The sequence below is a fragment of the Serratia sp. TSA_7 genome (genome assembly GCF_052692135.1).
This window is the reverse complement of the sequence record NZ_JBQZFU010000001.1, coordinates 1128255-1142381: the sequence shown is the minus strand read 5'-3', so window position 1 is coordinate 1142381 and position 14127 is coordinate 1128255. Positions and strand designations below refer to the sequence as shown.

Below are 14127 nucleotides of genomic sequence, written 5' to 3'. Positions count from 1 at the left end.
GCCTGCAGATGGAGCTGGGCCTCCAGTGATTGAAGCACGGGCATGAAACCGGTGGAATCGGTCAAAAGGCCCTTCTTTTTTGATCGCGCTACGTGAAATCTGAAATTAACTGGCTGCCATAACCTTGCAGATTTCGCCAAAACGCACCGTTAATTCCCCCTAAATCAGCCGATACCTCGGCACTTCCTCACTGTAACTATTGGCATTCTTTAATGCCCTGGGTTTTTCGCCGTAGCTCGCAGAATTCTGACGGCTTTTGGCCAGCTTCTCCCCATAAAGTATGCCAAAAGCCTCAAGGGCGATTTCAACGTGTTCAGGTGAAATACCAGAATATCATCCGCGTCATTCACTTGGTTATCTAGCCTGCTATTTAACATAATTTAGTGACATTGTCACTAAATGCTCTTATTGGCCCCCTGGCTCCTGCGGGTTAAATCCAACCATTGGGCACGAACCCAGCCCCATTCCCTGTGCAGCCAGCATCAACGTCATTGCTGCGAGTGATGCAGAGCGCACAGCTTCATCGCGCTGAAGGATCAAATCATTTGGCGCCGGGGGCTGATCCTGGTACCAGCCTGGCATGCGCGGGCCCTTGTTCAAGAGGCAACGGCTCGCCATGCCAGGCTAGTTCCGAAAAATCAGCTCGCCTTCAGAGCCTGTTCAACGCTGGTTGCCAGCGGGGTCGTCGGGCGGCCGATAAGCCTGGATAATGTACCACCTGCATCGAATAGCGCACCCTGCGAAGCGCCCACATCCCAAGATGCGATCGCATCGGCGAGCCCTGCCGGCAGGCCAAAGCTATGCAGTGCCGCCGCATACTCGGCTTCAGGAAGGTTATGGTAAGCGATGTCCTTGCCCGTCTGGCGGGATACCTCGTCTGCCAGATCTTTCAGTGTCCATGCAGTGTCGCCCGCCAATTCGTAGGTCACATTCACGTGGCCGGCACTGCTCAAAATCGCCACTGCCGCTTCTGCGAAATCTTCACGGCTGGCCGATGAAATCCGGCCTTCACCGGCGCTTCCTATAAAAGCGCCATTGGCCAGTGCTGCGCCAACGGAACCGGTGTAGTTTTCGGTGTACCAACCGTTGCGCATGATCGTGTAGGAAAGGCCGGAGGCCTTAATCGCGGTCTCCGTTGCAAGATGTTCACCGGCCAGGTTCAAAGGCGAGACGTCTGCATGGAGCAGGCTTGTGTAGACAATGTGTTTCACGCCTGCTTTCTTCGCGGCGGCGATCACATTGGCGTGCTGGGCGACGCGTTGGCCGACTTCACTTGAAGAGATCAGCAAAAGGCTGTCGATACCGGCCAGTGCAGCGTCGAGCGTGTCAGGCTGCGCATAGTCGGCAGCACGTACGCTAACCCCTAGCGATTGCGCCTTTTCCGGGGTGCGTACCAAAGCAACGATGTCGCTGGCCGCCACTTTCTGTTTAAGCTTATCAATAACGATACGGCCTAACTGACCTGTGGCGCCGGTGATGGCAATAGTCATGGCATAACTCCTTGAAATTTGATTGTGCGGTTAATCACGACTCGACTATAGACCAGATACTAACTTATAGTAAGTACGTACAAAAAGGTAAGTGATGCATGATTTCACCTGTCCAAAGAGGCCCCATGACCAACTCCGTAGTTGAACCTTTATCCGAAAAAATGTTGCGCGGCGACGTAATGGCCGCGGCCTGTCCTTCACGCGAAATCTTGAGCCATCTTACCAGCCGCTGGGGGGTACTTATTCTGATCGCGTTGCTGCCCGGGACACTGAGGTTCAGTGAAATTCGCCGCAGGATCGGAGGAGTCAGCGAGCGAATGCTGGCTCAAACTCTGCAGTTATTAGAGAAAGACGGCATGATTAACCGCTATGACTACAACATCGTCCCGCTACGCGTAGAATACACGCTCACGCCACTTGGAAAAGAAGCTGCGGCCAAAGTTCGGGATTTAGCGGACTGGATCGAGAACAATTTGGCGGCACTAACACTGGCGCACAATAGCCCTGATGCCGTTGCCTGATAGGGTTTGGGGCCGATAATTTTCAGCCTTCGGCTCCAGGTCTCGAAGAGCAATCTTTGCCCTTCGAGGTCTGGTCACGGGATAACGCCCTCTCACGGGCGATAACGTTTCGCCGGCTGAGAATTGCTGAAGCCTTTGGCCAGTGCCCAACGCGCCTGTTCGAAGGCTTCCCAGGTTGCGGCCTCCGGCACCGGCGGGATGGTCACCAGCTCCTTGCGGTCGAATCCGATCAATGCGGCATCCACCAGCTCCTCGACTTCCATCACATCCGGCACCTGGCTGATATCCCCACCTGCCCGCTCGTAAATTTCAGTGCGCGTGGCGGCCGGCAATACAGCTTGTACGTAGACGCCTTTTGATGACACTTCGGCGGACAGGCTTTGCGATAACGTCAACACATAGGATTTGGTGGCGGCGTAAATCCCCGGTGCATATTCGGGTAAAAGCGCCAAAACGGAGGCGATATTAACGATAGCACCCTGTCCGCGTGCGACCATTCCAGCAATGGCGGCGGAGGCAAGCAAGGTTGGCGCAAGAACATTAAGGCGCAGAAGCTGGTACAGCTCGGCCGGATCTGCCGTCGTGAATCCCCCGTTCATGGCGGCCCCGGCGTTATTCACCAAAATATCAATCGCTGGCTCGGCTCGCAGCCGCTGTAAAACAGGTTCAAGCTCGGCGCCATCAATCAGATCGGCCGTAATCACCTCAATGTTAACGCCGTGCGCATCACGCAACTCAGCCGCTAATGCGTTGAGACGATCCGTTGCGCGTGCAACAAGAACCAGATCGTGGCCACGAGCGGCCAGGCGGCGCGCATAGACAGCGCCAATGCCGCTTGAAGCGCCAGTAATAAGTGCAGTTGTCATCGTTATTTTCCTGATGGGTATTAGCCGCGGGCTTTCAAATGTAGCATGGAGTAATGTTCGTAGTGGCCGACCCCATTCTTCACAATGGGGTCTTCCGCTGTAATGGCCGCGATATCCTGTTCATCGGTAATTTGGTAGAGCGAGACGCCATAGCCACCCTTCTCATCAATCACCGGGCCATGGGCCACGATCAGGCCTTGGGCAAGCAGCTCGTTCAAAAAGTCAGCGTGCTGCTGCATCCATTTTTGTTCGTCGGCAGACATCGTGGTCAGGAAGTTAGCTCGCGGCGGTATAAATTTGCACAGGTAATATTTCATGGTCAGTCCCTCATTGAAGTCATTTAAATTTCATTTAAACGTCGCAGACATTATTTCTGTTATGCAGACTTCACGCTTTTCAGAATTTCACCTTCAAAGATTTTTGGCATGTGGTGCTGAAGGAACAGGATTATTCTGCTCATTTTCCCCACAGGATTGCTGAATTTCGGTTTCTTCGCCGTTATCAGGCCGGAAATGGTTTTGATCACCGCATCAGGCGCTTCGGCTTCATCAATGCCCTTCTGCGTTGCGGCCATGGCCTGCTTGCGATAGGTGCTGTAGTCGGCAATGTCACGGCCTTCTGCGGAAATGGCATTGTGGGCCAGGTTGGTTTTAAACCACATCGGCTCGACCATGCTGACTTTGATATTGAATTGATCCAGCTCGAAGCGCAGAGATTTGAAATAGCCCTGAACGGCGTGTTTGGAAGCCGTGTAATAAGACAGGTTTGGTGGGCCGATCAGGCCAACAATAGAACTGACCGTAATGATTTGCCCCTGCTTTTGCGCTCTGAAATAAGGCAGCAAGGCATTGGTCAGCTTCACCGTGCCCCAGAAGTTGGTTTCAAATTGTTGTCTGCCCAGCTCAATCGGCGTTTCTTCGGCAAGGCCCGTCACCATATAACCGGCATTATTGACCAGTACATCCAACTGTTTAGTGAACTGGAATAATTCGTAAACAAACGAAGTAATTGAGCTGTCGTCGTCAATATTCAACTTCAGCAGCTTGAACGGGACTTTAGCCGCATATTTTTCGGGTTCACGGCTGGTGCCGATAACGGTAAAGCCCTGCTGGTGAAGGCTGTTGGCGAGCATCAACCCAAACCCCGATGATGCACCTGTAATTAAGACGGTCTTTTTCATAGTGATCTGTTCCAAAAGGCGGTGTGGTTTCACATTCCGCAGGGCAATAGAGATATCAGTGATGGATAAATGTGCCGCTGGCACGTACCGGCACCGCCAGGTCGCAGTGATGACCCGCTTTAAGTTAGTATCGTTTTAGTAGTTAGTCAATACTAAAATGATAGTTAAAAAGGAGTCGGCTGAGGCAAGCCTGCGTGATAGTATCGTTTCAGTAGTTAGTGAGGTGAAAATTATGAGCACAAATTCCTATTCTGAAAACATCTGTCCCATCGCACGCAGCGTAGCTTTTCTTGCCGATGCCTGGACGATGCTGATCCTGCGTGATGCCAATTCCGGGATGACGCGCTTCGACCAGTTCCGCAAAAGCCTGGGGATTGCCCCCACCATGCTGACCAAACGGCTGGCGATGTTGACCGAAGAGAATCTGCTTGAGAAGCGGCAGTATTCGGAGCGCCCGCTGCGCGAGGAGTATATTTTGACGGAGGCAGGCCGCGACTTTCTGCCGGTGCTTATCATGATTGGCGCCTGGGGGAGAAAGCACCGTGGCGAAGGCAAGTTGCTCCGCCTGCTGGATGCCGAGGCGGGAACTGACATCAACGCTATAGCGATTGATACCGTCACCGGGGCAGAAATTGGCACACGCGCAATCCAGATGGTGCTCCCGGAATGATAGCCTGCGAGGCTGGCAAAATTCTTTATTGAACGAACGGTGACACGAGGGATTCGGCATGTGTGCCACAGAAAAACACATGATTGTTGTAGGCGCGGGAATCATGGGTGCTTCGATAGCCTATCACCTGGCCAGCCGCGGAATAAAAGTGACCGTTATCGATAAAAACCACCCGGCGTCTGGGGCCACCGGCAGCTCTTTTGGCTGGATACACACTACGGTGAGTGATGATGCGCCAGATGCATTGCTTCGCCGAGCCTCTGTGGCGGACTGGCATCGATTGGAAAAAGAGATCCCGGAACTTTGGGTTAACTGGACGGGGGCGCTCAGTTACGACGATTTTTCACTGGAGAGCCAGGCCGACGATAGCTTGCTTCGGCAACCGGGCATATCCCGGCTTGAACCCGCGCTGAATAACCCTCCGCAACGGGCTTATTATGCACAGCAAGAGGGGGCCGTTGATCCTATAGACGCCACCCGTGTCCTGCTGGATAAAGCCTGTAGCCTCGGGGCCACGCTCAAAACCCAGACGGCGGTAATCGGGTTTACCCGAGAGGGAAACAAAATTACCGGCATCGAGACGCCAGAGGGCGTATTGAAGGCGGATTGCCTCATCCTGGCTTGCGGAACGGGCATATCGCCCCTGCTCGATGCCATTGGTACCCCGCTGCCGATCATGGCCTCGCCGGCCATTTTATTGCGGTACGGCGCGACAGGTCACGTAGTTAATACCCTGATTTCAGGCCACGATATAGAAGTCCGCCATACCCGCAGCGGGGATATTTTAGCCGCCGAAGATTATCCGGCAACAGGCGGAATCGATGACATCGCCTCTGACACGTTGGCGGCGATGAAAATCGCCTTAAAAGGCACAGAGTCGGCGCAATTGCTTAGCCAATCGGTAGGGCTGCGGCCTGTGCCGGAAGATGGATGCCCGGTCATCGGATTCATGGGGGATGCAACAGGCGTTTACGTGGCGGTGATGCATCCGGCAGTGACCTGCGCAGCCACCTTGGGGAGAATGATAAGTGAGGAGTTGGTCACCGGTAAGACGCTGGACATGCTTGAAAGCTATCGGCCGGCGCGTTTTTTCTCTGGCCAAGGCGGCACTTTAGCGGTTCACAATGTAGCCAAGCACAGCCCTATTCGTGCAGGCGGCGCGCCGCCGCTGAAGCGTTATCTAACGCGGTGGCAAATACCGCCTGTTGATCCGGAGTAAACTGCCTGAGGAACAGCTCGGCCACCGTGGCCTGATAAATGGCCCACATCCGTTTGCGCAACTCTTTCCCTTTCGCTGTGATGCTCACAAACGCCGCCCGACCGTCCTCGGCCGAACGAATGCGGCTCACCAATCCCTCTTTTTCCAGCCGGTCGACCAACCGGGTCAGGTTATAGCGTTCGATCACCAGTACATCCGCCAGCTCATGCATTCTGCGTGAACCTTGCGGGTGGCTCTCCAGTCCCCACAGCGTGTCATACCAGGCGTATGGCGGTAGCCCCGCCTGCGACAAACGCTGCTCAATTTCGCGGATCATCAGCCGATGAGATCGCACATAAGAAAACCACAGATCGGGTTCACCTGAAGACATGATGCATTTTCCTTCCAGATACGATTGCATTTGCAATTGTATTTTACACTGATAGTATGCTCGTCGCCATTGTTGCAATTGCAATTGATAATAAGTCTTGCTCAGTCATGGGATGGATTGACGCAGGTAACCCAAACCCGGCTCACCGAGCCGGCTAATCGCACTTGGAGAATTGTCATGAACTCACCTGATGTCGACTCGCAGGAAACCAACGAGTGGCTGGCAGCAATGGACGCCGTTCATACGGCCGAAGGCCGCACGCGCACCCACTATCTGATCGATCAATTGCTCGATCAGGATGTCATCCGGCACGGCGACTTGCATGGCCGGGTCACCACCCCTTACCTCAACAGCATTTCCAGAGAACGGCAGCCGGTTTACCCTGGCAACCTCGAGTTGGAACAGCGATTGAGCGCCTATGTGCGCTGGAACGCGATGGTCATGGTATTGCGCGCCGGGAAACATTCCAATGTCGGAGGACACATTGCCACTTATGCCTCCGCCGCCGTGCTATATGAAGTTGGGTTTAATCACTTCTTCCGCGGCCGCACCGACAGCTTCGATGGCGATATGATCTACATTCAGGGCCATTCGGCGCCGGGCATTTACGGCCGCGCCTATCTGGAAGGCCGCGTCAGCGAAGCGCAGTTGGACAATTTCCGCCGGGAAGCCGATCGCGATGGTCTGTCCTCCTACCCGCATCCCCGTTTGATGCCTGACTTCTGGCAATTTCCAACGGTTTCCATGGGGCTCGGGCCGCTCACTGCCGCCTACCAGGCACGCTTTATGCGCTATCTGGAATATCGCGGGTTAAAAAACCCTCAGGGTCGCAAAGTCTGGGCCTTCCTGGGCGATGGCGAGATGGATCAACCGGAATCTCTGGCCGCGATCGCACTTGGCGGGCGTGAGAAATTGGATAATCTGATCTTTGTCGTCAACTGCAACCTCCAGCGGTTGGATGGCCCGGTGCGCGGCAACAGCAAGATTGTCCAGGAGCTGGAAGCCACCTTCCGCGCAGCCGGCTGGCAGGTAATCAAAGTGATGTGGGGCGGTGGCTGGGATGCGTTGCTGGAACGCGACCAAAGCGGCCTGCTGCGTCAGCGCATGATGGAATGCGTCGACGGCGATTATCAGACCTTTAAATCGCAAAGCGGTGCTTACGTGCGTGAACACTTCTTCGGCAAATACCCGCAATTGCTGCAACTGGTGGCAGACATGACGGACGAAGAGATCTGGGCACTGACCCGCGGTGGCCACGATCCGGAAAAAGTTTACGCGGCTTATGCGCAAGCCAGCAGCCACAGTGGGCAACCGACAGTGATCCTGGCTAAAACCGTTAAGGGATTTGGCATGGGTGAAGCGGGAGAAGGCCAAAACATTAACCACCAGTTGAAAAAAATGAGCGCCGACGCAGTACGTGCCTTCCGCGATCGCTTCGCACTGCCGGTCAGCGACGCTCAACTGGAGGAAATGCCTTACCTGAAACCCGCGCCAGACAGCGAGGAAGCGCGCTATTTCGCTGCCCGTCGCAGCCAAATGGGCGGATATGTGCCTGCGCGCATTACCACGGCAGAAACGCTGCCGATCCCGCCGTTGAGCGCATTTTCAGCCCTGTTGAAAGACAGTGGCGAACGCGGCGCTTCGACTACCATGGCCTTTGTTCGCATCCTCAGCACACTGCTGAAAGATCCGCAGTTGAGTGAGCGAGTAGTACCGATCGTCCCGGATGAATCACGCACCTTTGGCATGGAAGGCCTGTTCCGCCAGATTGGCATCCACTCTTACCTTGGCCAACTGTATACTCCGCAGGATGCGGGCCAGCTCAGCTACTACAAAGAAGCGAAAGAGGGGCAAATCCTGCAGGAAGGTATTAATGAATCCGGAGCCATCGCCTCTTGGATCGCCGCCGGCACCGCGTACAGCAACCATGGCCTGACCACCATTCCGTTTTATATCTTTTACTCCATGTTCGGATTGCAGCGCGTCGGCGATCTGGCTTGGGCCGCCGCCGATGCTCGCACGCGCGGTTTCCTGCTGGGTGCCACATCGGGCCGCACGACACTGATGGGCGAAGGTCTGCAGCACGATGACGGCCACAGTCACGTCCTCTCATCCGTGATCCCCTCTTGTATATCTTACGATCCCACCTTCCCCTATGAACTGGCGACCATTGTGCAAAATGGCCTCCAACGCATGTATGCAGAACAGCAGGATATTTATTACTACATCACTTTGCTCAATGAAAATTACCCGCAACCTGAGATGCCGGCAGGCGCCGAAGCCGGGATCTTGCAAGGCATGTATCTGTTCCAATCCGCACCGGCAGACCACCAGCCACAGGTGCAATTAATGGGCAGCGGCGCCATTTTGCGTGAGGTGATCGCCGCCGCCCGGTTACTGGCCGATGACTTTTCCATCGCCAGCGAGATATGGAGCGCCACCAGCCTGACCGAACTGCGCCGCGAGGGAATGAAAACCGAGCGTTGGAACCTGCTGCATCCTGAACAACCGGGTCGCACCAGCTATGTCGCTCAATGCCTGAAAGGCCACGTTGGTCCATTGGTGGTCGCGACGGATTACATGAAAATCGTCGCCGACCAAATCCGCCCCTATGTTCAGGATCGCCGTTTCGTGGCACTGGGTACTGACGGCTTTGGCCGCTCGGACACCCGAGAATCGCTGCGGCGCTGCTTCGAGGTGGATCGCTATTTCATCGCAGTGGCGGCGCTTAAAGCCTTGGCCGATGAGGGCAAAATCACGCTGACGCTGGTCAGCCAGGCCCTGCAACGCTATGGCATCGACAGCGATAAGCCGGATCCGGCCTATGTCTGATCCCTATTCATAACGATGAGTGACAGATTTGCCACCTTAGGATCACAGGGAATCAAGATGCCAGAAATAAGACATGCCGTGGTGCCGGACATCGGCGACGATCAGCCAATCCCGCTGGTCGAGATACTGGTTGCCGTGGGGGATTACATTGCGCTGAACCAGGGGTTGATTACCCTGGAATCCGACAAGGCGACGCTGGAGATCCCCGCCACCTTCAGTGGCCGCGTCACCGAGCTGCTGATCAAGCCGAATGACAGGTTGTCGGCTGGTAGCCCGATCGCCGCCATTGAGGTCGAAGAGGATACGCCAAACGAGCCGCTGCCGGTGAAAGTTGCCGTATCAGCGCCCTCACCCGTGCCGGCCATGCCCGTTGCCATCAGCGAACCGACAGCGCCGGCCCGCTCGGGTACTGCAGCTTATGCCAGTCCGCTGGTGTACCGTTTGGCTCGCGAGCTTGGAGTGGGCCTGCAGCGGTTAACCGGCAGCGCCCGACAGGGGCGAATTACCCGCAATGACGTTATGCAACATGTCAGATCCGTTCTGACCGCTCAACCTCAGGCCACGTCAACACGCGCAGCGGTGTTGCTGCCGTGGCCTGAGGTCGATTTCAGCCGGTTCGGTGAAACCGAACGCCAGCCGCTAACGAGGATCCAAACGATGTCGGCCGCTAACCTGAGCCGAAACTGGGCGTTGATCCCGCATGTAACGCACCATGATCACGTCGATATTACCGAGTTGGAAGCGCTGCGGGCAACGCTGAACCGTGAAAACGGCCCGGAAGGCGTGAAAATTACCCTGCTGGCATTTCTGCTCAAAGCCAGCTCCGTCGCGTTAAGGACGTTTCCTCAGTTCAATGCTTCGCTGGATATCGACGGCGAGCAGTTGATTATGAAGAAGTACCTGCACATTGGTTTTGCCGTGGAAACGCCACAGGGATTGGTGGTGCCGGTAGTGCGCAACGTCGATGAAAAAAGCGTGACTCAGTTGGCGCACGAGATCGCCGCATTGAGCAAAAAGGCGCGTGAAGGCGTATTGATAGCCTCAGAGATGAGCGGCGGCTGCTTCACGTTGTCCTCACTGGGGGGCATTGGCGGGTTGGCGTTTACCCCGATCATCAATGCGCCGGAGGTCGCGATACTGGGGATCTCGACCGCGTGTTGGCAACCGGTGTGGGACGATCGGGAGTTTATTCCCCGTCTGCTGTTGCCGTTGTCGCTGAGCTACGACCACCGGGTGATTGACGGCGCCCTCGCCGCTCGTTTTAGCGTTTATCTGACCGGTCTGTTGGCCGATATCCGCCGTCTGTTACTCTGAGCCATTACCCTGCACCGGGCCATTTCCGCTGCAGGGTGTTTTCGGCAACCGCACAAACGCGACTGATCTAACAACTCATGTCGTGATTAACTCGCTATACTCTGGGCTGGTTTGACTGCCCGCTCTCCAGATAATGTAAATGCCGAAAGGAAAGTAAACGCCAGCGCAATGCCGCCAAGTATCATATAAGTATGGTTAAATCCAATGCGGTCATATAAATTCCCGGCCATTGACGACAAGAAAATAGACATCAACTGTTTGGAGAATTGAAACCCGACCAGGTAAATAGTGGCCGACAGTCTGGTGTCAAAAGTATTGGATATATATTTAAATACGCCGATCAACAAAAATGGCACTTCAAACGCATGCAGCATTTTCAGGATAATGACTTCCACCACAGAATCGGCAATGGAAGAACCCAGAATGCGGATTGACATAATCATGCCGGCCACCAGCAAGGCATTTTTCGCGCCAATTCGGTTAATAATCCATGGGGATAAGAACATGATTAGCGCATTGGCGGCCTCCCCCCCGGTAGTGACGAAACCGAAGATCAGGTTTCCTTCTTCCGGCGTGGCAAAGAACGATTTGAAAAAGTTGGCGAACTGTTGGTCGAACACATCGTAGATGCAAGCTACGCCAATGACATACAGGACCAATAGCCAGAATTTACGTTGTTTAAACAGGTCAAAGACCAAGTGCATGCTGAACTGCGATGAGTTAGCGCCGAGTGCATTCATCACGGTAACGGTGTTGCTGTTTTCAGTTTTCGCCATCAGTAACAGCACAGCCAGGATGATGGCCGCACCCGACCCCATCCAGAAAACGATGTCGGGGTTGATGCTGAATAATATCCCTGCCGTAGATGCGCAAATTCCCCAACCAAAACAACCAAACATTCTGGCTTTACCGTATTCAAACGCACTCTGGCGGCTGATTCTTTCCACATAAGCTTCAATGGCACCAGCACCGGAATTAAAGACAAAACCGATATAGACCCCACCCAGCAAAGCGCCAAGAATAATATTAACCTTTAGCAATGGCGCAAATACATACAAAAAGAACGGAGCAAAAAACAACAGCAATATCGTTATCACCCATAACAGATGCTTTTTGACGCCGAGTTTGTCGGATAAGACCCCGAGGATAGGCTGGAATATTATAGCGAATAACGACAGGCTGGAAAAAACGATTCCCGTATCCGTTTTATTTAAGCCAATGACTTCATGCAACCAGATAGGTAGAAATGGAAAACAGGTCGCCATAATAAAAAAATAAAGGAAAAAGAATGTGCCGAATATCCAGAAGTTACGGTTTTTTCTGTAATAGCAAGAGCTCATGTTCATGAGGTGTTTGTCCGATGAAGGTATTGTTCTGGTCTAAACGACCGTCAAAGCGGCCGTTTAGCGTCTGTATCATCAATGAGTGAACATTCAGACTTGTTTAAGCCCTATCAGTAACGCACTTTCCGGAGCCAACACAGGGAGCGCCAGGCCGGCTTGCATCAACCAGTCGCCGGAGACCACCATCGGCTGACGCAGCCAGGATGGCAGTTCACGCATCGCCCCCCCGCCTTCGCGCACGGTTTTGATTTCCGGGCTATCCAGCAGACTGACCTCGTATTGCGCTTCCGGCAGTAACCCTGGGAAACGCACCTTGCCTGCCAGTGAATAATTCAACATTTGTAACTGAGCCATCATAAATACCGCACACGTCTGGTCCTGGCTGACGACACCGCCAATCTGAATCGTATCGTCAGGCATATCCACCCGCCATGTGGTTCCGCCATGCAATAAAGGCCGAAGTGCTTTATGCAGTTGAATATAATGACGATAACCCTGCAGCTCTTCCTCATCGGACTGAACCGGATCAAGCTCAATACCCATATGCCCGAACAGTGCCGTCAGGCCTCGGAAGCCGATAGAGTGTTGCCGTTGCGTTGCATGACAGCGACGGTGGCCAATATGCTGCCCCATCACTTCAGGAGGGAAGAAATAGCTCATGCCGCGTTGAATAGCTTGTCGTTCAAGCGCGTCGTTATTGTCGGAGACCCAGAAACGCTGAGTTCGTTCCAGCACGCCGTAATCGATACGCCCACCGCCAGAAGCGCAGGACTCTATTTCGACATGCGGAAAACGTCGGTTAAGCTCATCAAGCAGCCGATAAAATTGGTGGGTTTGCGCATCTGCGGCCAGTTTGCCCTGATGCCCCGGCTGGACCAGTTCGCGATTCATATCCCATTTGATGTATTCGACAGGATGTTCGCTTAACAGCCAACTCAGCCGTGCCAATAAATAATCAAACACGTCGGGATGATTGAGATCCAGCACATACTGATAGCGCCCCGTGGGTTGCTGATAACCCGGCAATTGCAACACCCAGTCGGGATGCAGACGGAAGAGGTCCGAGTCCGGGTTGATCATTTCCGGTTCAACCCAAATGCCAAAAGACATACCTAATGATTTCACATGCTCGATAATGGGCATTAAACCCTCTGGATATTTTTGTTCATCCAAATACCAGTCACCCAAGCCGGCTTGATCGTGGTTGCGCCCGCGAAACCAGCCATCATCGATAATGAAACGCTCTACACCGATCTCTGCGGCTTTACTTGCCATTTGCATAATGTAAGCCGGATCATGATCGAAATAGATACCTTCCCAGGTATTGAGATGTACCGGCCTGGTTTGTTTCGCTGAAAAACGGATCAGGGATTGACGCAGGAAAGCATGATAAGCCTGGCTCATACCGTTTAAACCCGCCTGAGAGAATGCGGCGTAAACCCATGGCGTGGAACATGACTCCCCTTCGCCAAGGCTTATCTCTCCTGGCAGATAGAGCGCTTCGGCCTGCACGACTCGCCGACCGTCGGTTTTCACATCCGCCCGCAAACGGTGATTGCCGCTCCAGCCGAGATGCACTCCCCATACCGCACCGCGTTGCTCACTAAACCCTGCATCCCCGACTACGAAAGCGGGAAAGTACTCGTGAGAACTCCGTCCCCGGCGGCTCTCTTGTATAAAACCGCCGTGTTCCAACCTGACACGGTGCGGCTGAAACTCCCTTAACCAACGCCCATGAAACGCCATCGCCTCAACGGCATGCTCCGGTACGGGCAATGTGACCGCCAGACGGTGCAGTTGCCATGGCCGATGATGAAGGTTCTTCAGCGTATGACGTATCTGCAATACGCCCGTTTGCGCGTCAAGCCTCAGTTCACTGATCAACTGTAATGCCGCCAGCTCATCTTCACTGGTCACCGTCACCGCACCGGAATTGATATCCACCTTGGTCGTCGTAAACACGGGGGCCGCGTGATATCCATCGCTATGCCCCTCAATCCCAGGCGAACCAAATTGGCCGCGTCCATACTCCATCGCAAAGGTCAAAGGGAGATCAACGTCAAGCTTGCCGTTCGCTACGGGCCTTTGTAATGAAGCGACGTCTTCTGGCGAAAATCTGACGAGTTTTGGGCCCCAATAGAGGATTTCAGCAAAAGGGTGGCAGCGGATGATCAAATCGGTATCTGTGCTGCTCAGTCGAACAATTTCTGAATTCATGGTCAGGCTCCATCATGTAATTGATGGAACCATAGATGAACTTAAACGTTTAAGTGATCAACTTAAACGTTTAAGAAGTGTGATTTGGATTGAGAAAAACGGCGT

General features: G+C 54.0%; 13 protein-coding genes. 5 read left to right on the top strand and 8 right to left on the bottom strand.

Going from position 1 to position 14127, the window contains the following annotated elements:
- Window positions 1–405: 405 nt before the first annotated feature.
- Together ACUTQW_RS05505 and ACUTQW_RS05500 are read right to left on the bottom strand one after the other, a co-directional pair.
- Window positions 406–582, bottom strand: coding sequence for a nitroreductase family protein (locus ACUTQW_RS05505; RefSeq protein ID WP_338009888.1), 177 nt, complete (start codon window positions 580–582; stop codon window positions 406–408).
- A gap of 56 nt (window positions 583–638) precedes the next feature.
- Window positions 639–1490, bottom strand: coding sequence for an SDR family oxidoreductase (locus ACUTQW_RS05500; RefSeq protein WP_006325383.1), 852 nt, complete (start codon window positions 1488–1490; stop codon window positions 639–641).
- A 98-nt stretch (window positions 1491–1588) separates the two neighbouring features.
- Between ACUTQW_RS05500 and ACUTQW_RS05495 the strand changes: the two genes are divergently transcribed.
- On the top strand, window positions 1589–2011 hold the full coding sequence (locus tag ACUTQW_RS05495) for a winged helix-turn-helix transcriptional regulator (RefSeq protein WP_020439055.1): 423 nt from the start codon (window positions 1589–1591) through the stop codon (window positions 2009–2011).
- Between the two features lie 92 nt (window positions 2012–2103).
- Here ACUTQW_RS05495 and ACUTQW_RS05490 read toward each other — a convergent pair whose 3' ends face one another.
- From ACUTQW_RS05490 to ACUTQW_RS05480, 3 genes are read right to left on the bottom strand one after another with little or no spacing between them, the layout of a single operon-like run.
- A complete protein-coding gene (locus tag ACUTQW_RS05490; protein ID WP_006325381.1) occupies window positions 2104–2877 on the bottom strand; it encodes an SDR family NAD(P)-dependent oxidoreductase in 774 nt (257 codons plus the stop codon).
- Window positions 2878–2897: 20 nt separating this feature from the next.
- Complete coding sequence (locus ACUTQW_RS05485; RefSeq protein WP_004944558.1) at window positions 2898–3194, bottom strand: YciI family protein; 297 nt, start codon at window positions 3192–3194, stop codon at window positions 2898–2900.
- Between the two features lie 59 nt (window positions 3195–3253).
- Complete coding sequence (locus tag ACUTQW_RS05480) at window positions 3254–4141, bottom strand: SDR family NAD(P)-dependent oxidoreductase (RefSeq protein ID WP_230554884.1); 888 nt, start codon at window positions 4139–4141, stop codon at window positions 3254–3256.
- Window positions 4142–4289: 148 nt separating this feature from the next.
- On the opposite strand from ACUTQW_RS05480, the gene ACUTQW_RS05475 reads away from it, so the two are divergent.
- Both ACUTQW_RS05475 and ACUTQW_RS05470 read left to right on the top strand, forming a co-directional pair.
- Window positions 4290–4727: a winged helix-turn-helix transcriptional regulator gene (locus tag ACUTQW_RS05475; RefSeq protein WP_004944553.1), complete on the top strand. Its 438-nt coding sequence runs from the start codon at window positions 4290–4292 to the stop codon at window positions 4725–4727.
- Between the two features lie 58 nt (window positions 4728–4785).
- Entirely contained in the window at window positions 4786–5946 is a 1161-nt protein-coding gene (locus tag ACUTQW_RS05470) for an NAD(P)/FAD-dependent oxidoreductase (RefSeq protein WP_020439054.1), read from the top strand.
- On the opposite strand, the gene ACUTQW_RS05465 is transcribed toward ACUTQW_RS05470, so the two are convergent.
- Window positions 5870–6316, bottom strand: coding sequence for a MarR family winged helix-turn-helix transcriptional regulator (locus ACUTQW_RS05465; RefSeq protein WP_006325379.1), 447 nt, complete (start codon window positions 6314–6316; stop codon window positions 5870–5872). The genes ACUTQW_RS05470 and ACUTQW_RS05465 overlap by 77 nt on opposite strands.
- A gap of 177 nt (window positions 6317–6493) precedes the next feature.
- On the opposite strand from ACUTQW_RS05465, the gene aceE reads away from it, so the two are divergent.
- Together aceE and ACUTQW_RS05455 are read left to right on the top strand one after the other, a co-directional pair.
- Window positions 6494–9148, top strand: coding sequence for a pyruvate dehydrogenase (acetyl-transferring), homodimeric type (gene aceE / locus ACUTQW_RS05460; protein WP_020439053.1), 2655 nt, complete (start codon window positions 6494–6496; stop codon window positions 9146–9148).
- A gap of 57 nt (window positions 9149–9205) precedes the next feature.
- Window positions 9206–10462 (top strand): 2-oxo acid dehydrogenase subunit E2, encoded by a 1257-nt coding sequence (locus tag ACUTQW_RS05455; RefSeq protein ID WP_020439052.1) that lies wholly within the window; start codon window positions 9206–9208, stop codon window positions 10460–10462.
- Between the two features lie 86 nt (window positions 10463–10548).
- On the opposite strand, the gene ACUTQW_RS05450 is transcribed toward ACUTQW_RS05455, so the two are convergent.
- Window positions 10549–11808 (bottom strand): MFS transporter, encoded by a 1260-nt coding sequence (locus ACUTQW_RS05450; protein WP_037432909.1) that lies wholly within the window; start codon window positions 11806–11808, stop codon window positions 10549–10551.
- 87 nt (window positions 11809–11895) lie between these two features.
- A complete protein-coding gene (locus ACUTQW_RS05445) occupies window positions 11896–14022 on the bottom strand; it encodes an alpha-galactosidase (RefSeq protein WP_041417578.1) in 2127 nt (708 codons plus the stop codon).
- Window positions 14023–14127: the final 105 nt, after the last annotated feature.

Coding starts and splice junctions, on each gene's coding strand:
- ACUTQW_RS05505 (WP_338009888.1), bottom strand. CDS start 582: ATGCCAGGCTGGTACCAGGATCAGCCCCCGGCGCCAAATGATTTGATC.
- ACUTQW_RS05500 (WP_006325383.1), bottom strand. CDS start 1,490: ATGACTATTGCCATCACCGGCGCCACAGGTCAGTTAGGCCGTATCGTT.
- ACUTQW_RS05495 (WP_020439055.1), top strand. CDS start 1,589: ATGATTTCACCTGTCCAAAGAGGCCCCATGACCAACTCCGTAGTTGAA.
- ACUTQW_RS05490 (WP_006325381.1), bottom strand. CDS start 2,877: ATGACAACTGCACTTATTACTGGCGCTTCAAGCGGCATTGGCGCTGTC.
- ACUTQW_RS05485 (WP_004944558.1), bottom strand. CDS start 3,194: ATGAAATATTACCTGTGCAAATTTATACCGCCGCGAGCTAACTTCCTG.
- ACUTQW_RS05475 (WP_004944553.1), top strand. CDS start 4,290: ATGAGCACAAATTCCTATTCTGAAAACATCTGTCCCATCGCACGCAGC.
- ACUTQW_RS05470 (WP_020439054.1), top strand. CDS start 4,786: ATGTGTGCCACAGAAAAACACATGATTGTTGTAGGCGCGGGAATCATG.
- ACUTQW_RS05465 (WP_006325379.1), bottom strand. CDS start 6,316: ATGTCTTCAGGTGAACCCGATCTGTGGTTTTCTTATGTGCGATCTCAT.
- aceE (WP_020439053.1), top strand. CDS start 6,494: ATGAACTCACCTGATGTCGACTCGCAGGAAACCAACGAGTGGCTGGCA.
- ACUTQW_RS05455 (WP_020439052.1), top strand. CDS start 9,206: ATGCCAGAAATAAGACATGCCGTGGTGCCGGACATCGGCGACGATCAG.
- ACUTQW_RS05450 (WP_037432909.1), bottom strand. CDS start 11,808: ATGAACATGAGCTCTTGCTATTACAGAAAAAACCGTAACTTCTGGATA.
- ACUTQW_RS05445 (WP_041417578.1), bottom strand. CDS start 14,022: ATGAATTCAGAAATTGTTCGACTGAGCAGCACAGATACCGATTTGATC.